Here is a 13,155-nt window from a genome sequence, read left to right as displayed (position 1 = left end):
GGCGAACTCAGGTTGAAAGGTTGATGACCTGGCCGTCCCGCGTACTGAGCGTCGGACGGCGTTTGTTGACCACCAGTTCGCCAATCTTGATCAGCAACGTGCGGGTGACATTGCGACTCAGGCCCAACAGGCTGGCAGTGTGGACCTGATTGCAGTTGGCGTAGCGGTAGGCGACCCGTAGCAGCTCGGCTTCGACCTTCTCATACAAGTCGCCATGCTCCTGCTCGAGCAGTCTCTCGAAGGCTTTTTGCAGGAGCGCTTCTGCGGTTTCAGGGGCAGATGGCGGCGGGTTGTCCTGACGCTCGATACGAAAATTTGACAGGTGCAGATCCTGTTCGCCGATCACTTTGCTGCGGCAGATCAGCAGCGTGTGATGGATGACGTTTTCCAGCTCGCGGATATTCCCCGGCCAGGAATAGTCGAGCAATTTGCGCTGCGCTTGGGCATCCAGCGAGACCTCGCCGTGACCCAGCCGACGGCTGTACTCGGCAATGAAGTGGCGTATCAACGGCAGGATGTCGCCGGGGCGTTCGCGCAGCGGCTTGAGCACCAGGCTGACCACATTGAGTCGGTAATACAGATCCTCGCGAAAGTGCCCGGCGTTGATGGCTTTTTCCAACTGCACGTTGGTGGCTGCCAGTACCCGAACATTGATCTTGATGCTCTTGCGCGAGCCCAGGCGGACCACTTCGCGTTCCTGGAGCACTCGCAGCAGCTTGACTTGGATCGGCAGCGGCAAGTCGCCAATTTCATCGAGAAACAGCGTGCCGCCGTCGGCCTCTTCGAACCAACCGGCCTTGGCCGTCAACGCACCGGTAAAGGCACCTTTCTCGTGGCCGAACAGTTCGGCCTCTACCAGCGTCTCGGAAAACGCCCCGCAGTTGACCGCCACGAACGGCCTGTCACGCCGGGCGCTGAGGTTGTGTACGTGGCGCGCCACCAGCTCTTTGCCGGTACCGGTCTGGCCGATGATCAACACACTGGCATCACTGGGCGCCACCTGTTGCAGATGGGCCAGCAAGGCGCGGGAAGTAGGGTCTTCAAAGACCTGGGCCGTGGCACGTATGGAGGTAGCCAAGCCGGGAGAGGGGGGAAGCGTTAGAAGCTGCATGACGGTGGCCCGTTAATGAATTGCAATGACTAAGGGAGGTGAGTGCCAACGCTCCTTGATGGCAGCACCGCGCGAGCCATTCGGCTTAAGGCTTAATCTAAATGATATAAAAAATGTATAACAAATAACTTTTGGTTATTTGTTTAAGTCTTTAACTCGCAGCGAGCACCATGAATCCGCACTGGCAGACCTGTGCCGCGCGGCCTCAGTGCCGTTGGCGCAGGGCGGTTACGATGCAGCTCAACAGCTCGTCGGCTTCACAAGGTTTCGGCAGGCAGGCGACCAGCCCCGGCGTGTCGGCGCCGAGGCCGGGGTAAGCCGTGATGAATAGGGTGGGAATCCGCAGGCCCATTGCGCTGAGCCGCTCGTGCAGTTCTATGCCACTCATCCCGGGCATCTGGATATCGGAAATCAAGCAGTGGGTTTCGGCGGTGGCGTTTGCGCCAAGGAACTCCAAGGCACTGCGGTAGGTTCGAACGCTATAGCCACTGGAGCGCAACAAGCTATCCAAGGCTGCCCGGACGGACTCGTCATCATCAACCACTGCAATAGTCGTTGTGGTGCGCTTGTGGATATTTTGCGTCATGGGGTCAGCTCGCAACAGCGCCTGTCGTACCGACAAGATACGCGGTCTCATAAGGCGAAAAACTATACCTGCGTATAGCTCACTAAGACGAAAGGGTCGAAGTCTGGCCAGGATGCTGGCGCAAGCGCATCCCTCAGGCATAGGTAGGATTATTGAGTAGGGAGGGCTCAGGACAGAGACGTTTTTCTGATAAAAAGATTTATTGACTAAAAAATTACATCGGGTAATTATTCTCCTGCATCTGCTTTCACGCAGAGTCATTTTCAGGGGCAACCCGATGAGTCAGAACACCCTGCCTTCGTTGGCCAGTCTTTACGTCGGGGCGATTGAATCGTCATCCGATCCACGCATCGCGCCATTGCTTATGCAAGGCTTTCCAGCCGAACCTCACCGCCGCGTCACTTGGCACAACTGGATGCAACCACCGTTCAATCAATGGGGGTTCCGCAACCTGGCGCGCCTGCGTCCCTCCATTGATGTGCAGGCGGGGACCGGACCGGCCAACGCGTTCAAACAGGCCGCTCGGCCGCTGGATGAGCTGCACTTCGACAGCGAGTCGGGTTTGAGCATCAGCGTTATCGAGCACCTGATCGCCAGTCAGACCGACGCTTTCCTGGTGTTGCAAGGCGACACGGTGCTGTTTGAACGGTACTTCAACGGTCAGCGGCCCCAGGACCGACACGTGATGTTTTCGGTGACCAAGTCGCTGATCGGCACCCTCGGCGAACAGCTGGTCAGTGAGGGCGTCCTGGATCCAGCGTTGCCCGCCGTCCATTACGTGCCGGAACTGGCGGGCAGCGCATTTGCGGACGCCAGCGTACGACAGCTGTTCGACATGGCCGTGGGCATCGACTACAGCGAGGTCTATGAGGATCCGAATTCCGAGAGCTCCCAGTACGGCTACGCCTGTGGTTTCCAGCCGGCACCGGCGCAATACGCCCAGTTCGAATCCCTGTACCAATACCTGCCGTCTCTCAGAAAACGTGGCAGCCACGGTGGGTTTTTTCATTATGTGACCGCCACCACCGAAGCCTTGGCCTGGGTCATGGAACGTGCTGGCGGCAAGGCCTGTCACGAGTTGCTGCAAGATATCTGGAGCCAGTTGGGCTGTGAGCGCGACGGCTACTTCATGGCCGACCCTTGGGGGCGCAGCGTTGCCGGTGCCGGTTTCAGTGCGACCTTGCGAGACATGGCGCGCTTCGGTCGACTGCTCGCCAACGATGGCCGCCTGGATGGGAGGCAACTGCTCTCGAGCGAGACGATCGCCCGGATCGCCGCCGGTTCGGACCCAGCGATCTACGCCACGAGCCCCGATTTCTCGGCGTGGACCCCTGGCGCGTCCTACCGCAGCCAGTGGTACGTCTTCAATGACCACTCCCAGGCACTCATGGCCGGGGGCATTCACGGCCAATACCTGTTCGTCGACAAGCCCTCTGGCGTGGTGATCGTCAAGCAGTCGTCCCTGGGCGAAGCCGTCAGCCCATTCGACGGGGACAGCGTGCGCATGCTGCGTGCCATCGCGGCGGATCTTGCCCGCTGACGTTGCCCGATAAAAAACAAGAGATTTGCGTTCCGTTCACCTGGCCCGGCCAGGTGTTGGCGACGCTCTGCGCCGCCATTCACTGCCCTGTAACAACAATAATCACACAGGAGCTTCATATGGTTTGCATGACACGTTGGTCTCGAGCGCTCTTAGCGTTCGGCTTACCCCTGACCGCCCAGGCGGCGCTGGCGGGCTATACCTTCGAAGACGGAGCCCTCAAGGGTGAGGTCAATCTCACGGCCGGTGCGTCGACGGTCTTCACGCGCAACGTCAATTTCGGCGCTGGCCGGGTTGATCTGCGCAGTCGCCGCAATGACGGGACGAAAATCGATTGGCAGGAGTTCTACATCAAACCCGGTGTCACGCTGGACTACGCCTTGCAACCGGACTTCAGCCTGCTGGCCGGTGGTTCGTTCGTGGCGGCGACCACCGTGGGCGATGGCGATGCCGGCGGCTTCACGCGCAGCTCCGATGGCGACGTAGCCGTGGAAGAGCTCTACGGTGGTTTCCGGGCCGGGGAGTGGAAATTCACCGCAGGCCGCCAGAACTACATGATCGGCACTGGCTTCATCGTCATGGACGGTAACCTTGATCAGTTCGACGACGGTGCCTATTGGCTCGCACCGAGAACCGCGTTCAAGGATTCCGCCATCCTGGCCTGGGATCATGGCGCGCTGAAGACCCAGGCCTTCACCTTGCGTACCGACGATGACCTGGGTGATTTCCGGATGACCGGCGTCAACCTGGACTACAACCTCGACGGCCAGGTGACGCTGGGCGCCATGGCGATGAAGGTTGATGCCCTCGCGCCCAAGGGCACTACGCCGTTAAGCCGGGACGGGATGCAGGTGTATAACCTCCGGGCGCTCAATGCCAAGGTGCCGGGCCTGCCGGCACTGACGTTGAGCGCTGAATATGCACTGCAGCGGGGCAGTGGTGCCGGGGTCGACTACGATGCCAAGGCCTGGTACGGCCAGGCGGACTATGCCTTCGATACGTTGCCGCTGACGCCGATTCTCGGTTATCGCTACGCCAGTTTTTCCGGCGACGCTGACCTCAGCGACAACCGCCAGGAATCCTGGGACCCCCTCAGCAAAGGGTTCATCGATTGGGGCACCTGGCTGGTGGGTGACGTCGTGGGCAACTACCTGTTGTTCAACAGCAACGAAAACGTCCAGCAGTTCTCCCTCAAGACCCACCTCAACGAAACCCTCACGCTCGGCGCAATTCACTACCAGTTCTGGCTGGACGAAAAAAACTACATGGGCGCAGCCGTCAGTGACCGACGTTTTGCCGATGAGAGCGTAATCTTCCTCGATTGGGCTGCCTCGAAGTCGTTGAGCACCTCGCTGTCCTACAACTGGGTCAAACCCATGGCTGCGGCCAAGCAGGTCTTTGGCGACGATCAAAAATTCAGCGCGCTGGAACTCTACTTCACCTACCGCTATTAAGTGCCGCGAGCCTTCGCGGCCGCGCTGGAGTTTTCATCATGAACCTGTTTTTGCGTAACACCTTGCTGGGTGCTGTCGTTTCAATGCTGGTCAGTGGCGTGAGCCTGGCCGAAGAGCGGACAGTGCGGATCTACAACTGGATCGAGTACCTGCCGCCGGAAATCCTCAAGAGCTTCCAGGAGGAAACCGGCATCCGCCCGATCTATGACGTCTTCGACAGCGTCGAGACATTGGAGTCCAAACTCCTGACCGGTAACTCCGGATATGACGTGGTCTACCCCAGCAGTTCCAACGTCAGCCACCTGATTGCCGCCGGCGCCGTCCAGCCCCTGGACCGCAGCCAATTGCCCAACTGGCAGCACCTGGACCCCGAGTTCATGAAAACCCTGGAAGCCGTCGGCGACGAAGGCAATCGCTACGCGGCACCGTATCTTTGGGGCACGACCCTGATCGGCTACAACGTCGACAAGGTCCGGCAGGTACTCGGTGCGGATGTGCAGATGAACACCTGGGACATCATCTTCAAGGAAGAGAACATGGCCAAGCTGGCCAGTTGCGGCGTCGGTTTTCTCGATGCGGCCAACGAGATCGTGCCCATCGCCCTGCATTACAAGGGCCTGGATCCTAACAGCCAGAAGCGCGAGGACTACCCGCAGGCCCAGGAGGCGATGCGCACTGTTCGCCCGTACATCACCTATTTCAATTCGTCACGCTATGGCATGGACCTGGCCAACGGTGAGATCTGCGTCGGGGTGGGCTGGTCTGGCGGCGTAGCCTTGGCGACGCGACTGGCCGATGCCGCTGGCAAAGGCGTCAAGGTGGCGATGGCCTTACCCAAGGAAGGTGCGCCGATGTGGGCGGACGTAATGATGGTGCCTACCAATGCCCCTCATACCGCGGAGGCCTACGCCTTCATCAACTACATCTTGCGTCCGGATGTGATTGCCCGGATCAGCAACAAGATCGGTTACCCCAATCCGAACAAGGACGCCACGGCATTGGTGGATGCAGAGATTCGTAGCAACCCGGCCATGTACATACCGGACGAAGCTCGCAAAACCCTGTTTATGTTGGAGCCCGTGCCGGCTGCCGTGGAGCGGATCCGCACCCGCACCTGGACCGCCATCAAGACCAATCGCTGATCAGGGTGGCCCGGCGTCACGACGCCGGGCGCTCATCGGTGGATGTGCTCAGGCGCGCATGCCATGGAACAGCAGCTCGGTGATACGCCGGACCTGCGTGGAATGGGCTTCGATATCCGGCTGTTCCTGGTTCACCAGCCTGTACAGCTGCAGGTGCGAGTAGTCGTTCAGCAGGAACGCGGCCAGTTCGACGTCGAGGTCGTCGCGCAGCTTGCCAGCCTGCTGCAACTCTCTGATCAAACCGCTGATTTCAGCCCTGAGCGCATCGTTCATGGCGCGATAACCTTCAGGCAGTCCGTTGTTACCCCCAAACAGGATCAGTGGCAGCAACTCACGCCAGAGGCTGGGGTGCATGACTTCCAAGGCATAACCGGTGAGCAGCCGTTCCAGGTAGCACAGCGCTTCGACAGGATCCTCTATTTCCGGGATCTGGCTGCGGGTGTCCTTGAGCGCACGCTGGTCGGCCTCGTGCAGGATCTCAAGGATGATCTCCTGCTTGTTGCCGAAGTACTTGAACACAGTGGGCGCCGACACCCCGGCCTGACTGGCGATTTGTTCGATGGTGGTGTCCTGGAAACCCTGGCGCTCGAACAGTTCCACCGCCGCCTTACTGATGGCTTGGCGTCGTTCGGCTTTTTGACGTTCACGCAGTCCGCTCACGGGAGGTCCTTGTCGTTGGAAAGAGGAGGGCATCGCATAGCCCCTCAGGGTCCATGCAAAATACTTAACTGAGTAAAATCTTTAAAGCATTTATTTCGCCGCGGGCCTGGTCGACGAGGGGCTTTCGGGCGCAGCCCAGACGCCCAAACGAGGCAAAACGCCATGTCTTGCCTGGCGAGATCAGGCACTCGGACGGCGCGCTCAGGTAACTGACTCGAGAGGGAAGACGGGTAACGTGGCGCAACTTTTCACCGCAGGGCGCCAGTGCTTGAGGGTGGATCAAACATTCAAGATGTGCCGCTTTCAGGAGGGGGCGAAAACGCAGAACACCCACTGTCCCTCAGCGCGCCTCAATGTCGATTCACAAGAGAATAAGAAAATGACCAGCCCGAACTTCAAGGATTCGAACGGCCACTTGGCACAGGGCTTCAAGCCTCGTCACGTCACCATGCTTTCCATTGCCGGGATTATCGGCGCAGGCCTGTTTGTCGGATCAGGCCACGCCATCGCAGCCGCGGGCCCGGCCGTCATGCTGGCCTATCTGTTCTCGGGCCTGCTGGTGGTGCTCGTCATGCGCATGCTGGGTGAGATGGCGGTCGCCAACCCGGACACCGGCTCATTTTCCACCTATGCCGACCAGGCCATCGGACGCTGGGCAGGCTTCACCATCGGTTGGCTCTACTGGTGGTTCTGGGTGCTGGTGATCCCCATCGAAGCGCTCGCCGCCGGCCATGTACTGAACCAATGGTTTCCCGCCATCGATGCCTGGCTGTTCGCCTCAGTGTCGATCATTGCCCTGGCCGTGACGAACCTGTTCAGCGTGTCCAAGTACGGGGAGTTCGAGTTCTGGTTCGCCATGGCCAAGGTCGTGGCGATCATCGGTTTCATTTCCCTGGGGTTCGCCGTGTTGATGGGCTGGATTCCCGAGCGTGAGGCCAGTGGCTTGACTCGACTGATGGAGGAACATGGCGGGTTTGCGCCCAATGGCCTGTCGGCCGTCGTGGGCGCCTTCATCACCATCATGTTCAGTTTCATCGGTACGGAGGCGGTGACCATCGCCGCGGCCGAATCCAGCAACCCTGCGCAGAACATCGCCAAGGCAACGCGCTCGGTGATCTGGCGCATTGGCGTGTTCTATCTGTTGTCGATCTTCGTGGTCATTTCGGTGGTGCCGTGGAACGATCCGCTCCTGGCTTCGGTGGGTTCCTACCAGCGGGCGCTGGAATTGATGAACATTCCCCACGCCAAATTCATGGTGGATGTGGTGGTGTTGATTGCCGTGGCCAGTTGCATGAACTCCTCGATCTACATTGCCTCGCGCATGTTGTACTCGTTGGGTCGGCGGGGTGATGCACCGAAGGCGGCGAAAGTGACGTCATCGGTCGGCGTGCCAAGGGCGGCCGTGATTGCCAGCACCGTGCTGGGGCTGGGTGTCACCTTGTTCAGCTACTTCATGCCCGCAGGCTTGTTCCAGTTCCTGCTCGCCAGTTCCGGCGCCATCGCCTTGCTGGTGTACCTGGTGATTGCGGTGTCTCAGTTGCGCATGCGTCGGATGCTGTCGCGCCAGAATGTCGAGTTGCCCTTGCGCATGTGGCTGTTTCCCTGGCTCACCTGGCTGGTCATTGTGTTCATCACTGGCGCCCTGACCGTCATGATGGTGACGCCGGAGCACCGCAGCGAGGTCAGCACCACTCTTGGATTGGCCCTGGTCATTTCCTTTATCGGACTGATCACCTCGCGCCATCCGTCGCCGGCTGAGAGGGCGGCTTCCCTGGGTTAGACCAGGCCGTCCCTGATTCAAATTGCCCCCGTCCATCGCCCACCCGTACACCCGTCTCCCTTAGCCTTGTCGGCGCGACAGCGCCTTGCGCCGACACGGCTTTTCTGCAAAGCCTGTCCAGCCCGCCCAGCCGTCTGTCTTGACGTGCCGCTTCCTGCCCGTTATCGGGTAAAAAACACTGGCTCCATGCTGGCAACTAACCTTTGGTTACGTTGTCAGTACTTGGCGTCTGTAGCGGCGACGATCGGCTCCGATCGCGACACGTCAGCAACATGACGCTCTTTTTTTTGACGCCTTAGGGCAAATAACTCGCGATGGATTGCGCCGGGACCGACTATTCCATTGCGGGTTGATTCTCTATGCGTTTTCTACTCGATCCGCGTCATGACATTGATGCTGCCTTGCTCAGTTATCGCCGGGTGTTCTGGTCCCTGGCATTGTTCAGCGGCGTGATCAATCTGCTGGTGTTGGTGCCCTCGCTCTACATGATGCAGGTGTATGACCGGGTGCTGACCAGCCGCAACGAAACCACCTTGTTCATGCTCACCTTGATCGCCCTCGGACTGTTCATGTTCAGCGGTCTGATCGAGTGGGTGCGCGGCCAGGTGATGATTCGCATGAGCGCGGGGCTGGACGATGCCTTGGGCGAGCGGATTTTCGACGCCGCCTTCGCCCGCAGCCTGCGCGAGCACAACGCCAACCCGGCGCAGGTACTCAGCGACTTGGCCACGCTGCGGCAGTTGATCACGGGGCAGGGGCTGATTGCCTTGCTCGATGCGCCGTGGTTGCCGATCTTCCTGCTGGTGGCGTTCATCTTCCATCCCTGGTTCGGGATTCTGACGCTGGTGCTCGCCCTGGTGCTGATCGGCCTGGCGCTGTGGGGCGAGCTGGCGACTCGGACACGCCTGGGGGAGGCCAATCGGCTGGGCGTGCAGTCGTCGATCTATGTCAACAGCACGCTGCACAATGCCGAGGTCATCCAGGCCCTGGGCATGCTCGGACCGTTGCGCCAGCGCTGGAGCTTGCTGCAACAACGCATCATTGCTGCCCAGGCCCATGCCAGCGACCGCAGCGCGCGTATCACTTCGACCACCCGTTTCGTGCGTATCTCTGGACAATCGTTGGCCCTGGGCCTCGGGGCGTTGCTGGTGCTCGAAGGCCAATTGTCGGCGGGCATGATGATTGCGATGTCGCTGCTGCTGGGGCGCGCCTTGGCACCGGTGGAAATTGCCATCGGCTCATGGAAGCAATTCAACTCCGGGCGCCAGAGCTACCAGCGACTGAGCCAGCTCTTGATCCAGCATCCACGCGACCGCCTGCGCATGCCCTTGCCGCCGCCGACCGGCGCAGTGCGCCTGGAGCAGGTGTATGTCGGTCCGCCCGGTGCCACGCAGCCGATCCTGCGCGGCATTAATTTCAGCCTGGCCAAAGGTGAAGTGCTCGCCGTTGTCGGCGCCAGCGCCAGCGGCAAGTCGACCCTGGCCAGGGCGCTGGTCGGGGTCTGGCCGGCCATGGGCGGATCGGTGCGCCTGGACGGTGCCGAAATCGGCCAATGGTCCCACGATGCCCTCGGCCCGCACCTGGGCTACCTGCCGCAGGACATCGAGCTGTTCGATGGCACGGTTGCCGACAACATTGCCCGTTTCGGCGAGCAGGACGCCGACAAAATCATCACCGCCAGCCGTCACGCCGGTATCCACGAGATGATCCTGAGGTTTCCCAAGGGCTACGACACACCGTTGGGACCCGGTGGACTTGGCTTGTCCGGTGGGCAGAAACAACGCCTCGGCCTGGCCCGCGCACTCTATGGCCACCCGACGCTGATCGTGCTCGACGAGCCCAACTCCAATCTGGATGAGGCCGGCGAGCTGGCGCTGGTGCAGGCCATCAGTGCGCTCAAGGCCGCTGGCAGCACGGTAGTGCTGATTACCCATCGGCCCAATGTGCTGGCGGTGGTCGATCACATCCTGGTGCTCAAGGACGGTACCCAACACGCTTTCGGCCCCCGGGACCGGGTGCTCAAGGCCTTGATGCCAGGCCCCAGATCGGCCGCGGTAAGGGAGGCTGGCGGAGATGCGTGATTTGACCCCGGGTACCCAAGCGTACAGCGAGCAAGGGCTGAGTGTGCGCAGCGGCAATACGCTGCCGAGCGCCAGTACCGACGCGGGCGGTGCCGCTCGCTATGGCGTGGCTTTCCTGGTCGTGGCGCTGGGCGGTGCGCTGCTCTGGGCTTGTCTGGCACCGCTCGACCAGGGCGTCGTGGGCAGTGGCACCGTGGTGGTGGCGGGCGAGCGCAAGGCGGTGCAGTCATTGGTGGGTGGGGTGGTGGAAAAGCTGCTGGTCAGCGATGGCGATCGCGTCAGCCAGGGCCAGTTGCTGGTGCAGCTCAACACGGTGCAGGCGCAGTCACAACGGGACGTGACCCTGGGCAAGTTGCTTAACGATCGCAGTGTCGAGGCGCGATTGATTGCCGAGCGCCTGGGCAGCGCCGAGATCCAATGGCCCGCCGAGTTGCTGGCCCGCGCCGACGAGCCACGGGTCAAGGCCGCCATGGCCTTGCAGACCCAGTTGTTCATGACCCGCCGCGCGGAGCTGGGCAGTCGTTTGCAGATCATCGAGCACGAAGCCGCCGCGTTGCAGCAGCAGTTGCTCGGCTATGAAGGCGTCAAGCGTAACTACGACGCACAAATGCGGTTCCAGCAACAGGAACTCGAAGGCCTGCGGGACCTCGCGCGGGAAGGCTACGTGCCGCGCAACAAGCTCTTCGAGGCCGAGCGCAATGCGGCTCAACTGGCCGGTCAGATTGCTTCCGGCGTGGGCGATGTCGGCAGGACTCGCCAGGCGATCAACGAAAGTCGGCTCAAGGCCCTGCAGGCGCAACAGGAGTTTCGTCGCGATGCCGAAACCCAGCTCAGCGAGGTGTCCGCCGAGGCGGCCGGCTATGTCGATCAGATCCGCGCCTTGCAGTTCGAAGTCGACAACGGGGCGATCCGTGCGCCCGTGGCCGGGCAGGTGATGGACGTCAGCATTCACACGGTGGGCGGCGTCGTGCAAGCCGGACAAAACCTGATGCAGGTGGTGCCGCTGGATGCGCCGATGGCGATTACCGCGCGTTTCGAGCCGCTGATGGCCAACAAATTGCGCCCGGGGTTGCCGGTGCATGTGCATTTCACCGCGCTGCAGCGGGTGGACACACCGACGGTCACCGGTACCGTGACCACGGTGTCGGCGGACCAGTTGATCAACGAACAGACGCACCAGCCGTACTTCTCGGCCAAGGTCGAGATTCCCGCCGATACGGTGGCCTCGCTGCAGGCCGCCGGGTTGTGGGTGCGCCCGGGCATGCTCGCCGATGTCACGGTGGTGACGGGCGAGCGCACCTTGATGAATTACCTGATGAAACCCCTGCGCGAACGCTTGCTTGCGGCCTTCAAGGAGGAATGAGCATGACCGACCGTTGCCGCTATCGCTCTCGTCTATTGCTAAGCCTGTGTACCAGTTGGGCCGTGATCAATCCTGTGTGGGCCGCCGACGGTGGCTTGAGCCTGACCGCTGCCTATGATGCCTCACGCCTCAACGATCCGACCGTGCAATCGGCCGCCCACGCGTTCGAAGCTTCACGGCATGAAGAGGACATCGGTCGTGGCGGCCTCTATCCGCAAGTGTCGCTGACATCGCGTTACGGCTACGGCGGGCGTACCGACGGCGGCGACGATAGCGGCTACGTCAACAGTAACGATTACCAGGCGAACAACGTCACGTTGGCGGCGCAACAGCCGCTCTACGACAAGGGGCGCTGGGCGGCGTATCAGGAGGGCAAGGCCCGGGGGAAGCTGGGCAGCCAGCTGTTCGATGTCGCCGGCCAGACCCTGTACGACCGGGTTGCCAAGGGCTATTTCGACGTCGCCCGGGCCGAGAACGAGATCAAGTTGATCGCTCAGCAGAAAGCCGTCATCAGTGGGTTGGTCACCCAGAGCAAAAAGCTCTATCAGGGCGGCCAGGGAGCAATCACCGATATCGATGAGGCCCAGGCCCGGCTCGACCTGGTAGAGGCCCAGGAGACCGAAGCCCAGGCCCGTCGAGTGGCGGCGCTGCGGGCGTTATCCGGCCGCGCCAGCGTGCCCATCGATGACATCCAGCCGATGCGCGAGGAGCTTGCCGCCGGCAGTCCGATCCCGCCGGAGCAGGATTTGTCCTATTGGACGGCGATCGCCCGTGAGGCCAGCCCCGAACTGGCGGCCCGGCTGGCGGCGGTGAAAGTCGCCGAGGCGCAGGCCGACAGCCAGCGCGCCGGGCATTATCCAACCTTGTCGCTGACCACTCAGCTGACCCGCCGGGAAACCCGCCAGTACCAGGAACTGGACCCGCGCCAGGACACCTACTACGTGGGGGTCCAGCTGGATATTCCGTTGTATCGAGGCGGTGCGGTGCGGGCCTCGGTGGCCAAGGCGGAAGCGCAATTGGCCGGTGCCCAGTCCGACTATGATGTGCAGCGTCAACAATTGGCCGAGGATATCGAAGCCGATTATCTGGGGGTGGTGGCCGGGTTCACCAAGAGCAAGGCGATGCAACGGGCGGTGGAGTCCAATCAACGGGCCCTGACTTCCACGGAAAAAGGCTTCCAGGGTGGTGTACGCTCTACGGTGGATATTCTTGATGCACAGCAGCGGCTATTCCAGGCGCGTCGAGATTTGCTTAACACCAAGCTCGACATGTTGCAGAGCTATGTGAGCCTGCACACCCACACTGGCCAGATGAATCGCGCGGTTCTGGAGCAGGTGCAGAATCTGTTTTGAGACGTCTGGGGGGCGTGTGTATATCCGTTTCTGCGGTAACGGCTGCTGGCGGTTCCGCTCTTACAGCGGGTCACTTTTGGAAGAGC

At 61.2% G+C, this 13,155-nt stretch carries 10 protein-coding genes; 7 read left to right on the top strand and 3 right to left on the bottom strand.

Translation table 11 applies throughout. The annotated features are described in order from the left end of the window. Positions 1-7: 7 nt before the first annotated feature. Positions 8-1,111, bottom strand: a complete 1,104-nt coding sequence (locus tag CD58_RS15660; RefSeq protein WP_025213939.1) for a sigma-54 interaction domain-containing protein — start codon at positions 1,109-1,111, stop codon at positions 8-10. 205 nt (positions 1,112-1,316) lie between these two features. Continuing rightward, positions 1,317-1,697 (bottom strand): response regulator transcription factor, encoded by a 381-nt coding sequence (locus CD58_RS15655; protein WP_025213938.1) that lies wholly within the window; start codon positions 1,695-1,697, stop codon positions 1,317-1,319. Positions 1,698-1,974: 277 nt separating this feature from the next. On the opposite strand from CD58_RS15655, the gene CD58_RS15650 reads away from it, so the two are divergent. The 3 genes from CD58_RS15650 (at position 1,975) to CD58_RS15640 (ending at position 5,833) form a co-directional block, all read left to right on the top strand. Then, positions 1,975-3,237, top strand: a complete 1,263-nt coding sequence (locus tag CD58_RS15650; RefSeq protein ID WP_025213937.1) for a serine hydrolase domain-containing protein — start codon at positions 1,975-1,977, stop codon at positions 3,235-3,237. A gap of 119 nt (positions 3,238-3,356) precedes the next feature. Continuing rightward, positions 3,357-4,691 carry an alginate export family protein gene (locus CD58_RS15645; RefSeq protein ID WP_025213936.1) on the top strand — a complete coding sequence of 445 codons (1,335 nt, stop codon included), beginning with the start codon at positions 3,357-3,359 and terminating at the stop codon, positions 4,689-4,691. Between the two features lie 38 nt (positions 4,692-4,729). After that, positions 4,730-5,833 (top strand): polyamine ABC transporter substrate-binding protein, encoded by a 1,104-nt coding sequence (locus CD58_RS15640; protein WP_025213935.1) that lies wholly within the window; start codon positions 4,730-4,732, stop codon positions 5,831-5,833. 48 nt (positions 5,834-5,881) lie between these two features. Here CD58_RS15640 and CD58_RS15635 read toward each other — a convergent pair whose 3' ends face one another. Continuing rightward, positions 5,882-6,493, bottom strand: coding sequence for a TetR/AcrR family transcriptional regulator (locus tag CD58_RS15635; protein ID WP_025213934.1), 612 nt, complete (start codon positions 6,491-6,493; stop codon positions 5,882-5,884). A 379-nt stretch (positions 6,494-6,872) separates the two neighbouring features. Here CD58_RS15635 and CD58_RS15630 point away from each other — a divergent pair, with 379 nt between their 5' ends. The 4 genes from CD58_RS15630 (at position 6,873) to CD58_RS15615 (ending at position 13,069) form a co-directional block, all read left to right on the top strand. Further along, on the top strand, positions 6,873-8,273 hold the full coding sequence (locus tag CD58_RS15630) for an amino acid permease (protein ID WP_025213933.1): 1,401 nt from the start codon (positions 6,873-6,875) through the stop codon (positions 8,271-8,273). 359 nt (positions 8,274-8,632) lie between these two features. Next, complete coding sequence (locus tag CD58_RS15625; protein WP_025213932.1) at positions 8,633-10,354, top strand: type I secretion system permease/ATPase; 1,722 nt, start codon at positions 8,633-8,635, stop codon at positions 10,352-10,354. Further along, positions 10,347-11,717, top strand: coding sequence for an HlyD family type I secretion periplasmic adaptor subunit (locus tag CD58_RS15620; protein ID WP_025213931.1), 1,371 nt, complete (start codon positions 10,347-10,349; stop codon positions 11,715-11,717). The genes CD58_RS15625 and CD58_RS15620 overlap by 8 nt, the downstream gene beginning before the upstream one ends. A gap of 2 nt (positions 11,718-11,719) precedes the next feature. Continuing rightward, a complete protein-coding gene (locus CD58_RS15615; protein ID WP_025213930.1) occupies positions 11,720-13,069 on the top strand; it encodes a TolC family outer membrane protein in 1,350 nt (449 codons plus the stop codon). The last annotated feature ends 86 nt before the right edge of the window (positions 13,070-13,155 follow it).

Source organism: Pseudomonas brassicacearum (genome assembly GCF_000585995.1).
Classification (GTDB): Bacteria; Pseudomonadota; Gammaproteobacteria; order Pseudomonadales; family Pseudomonadaceae; genus Aquipseudomonas; species Aquipseudomonas brassicacearum_A.
This window is presented reverse-complemented; position numbering and strand designations above follow the sequence as displayed.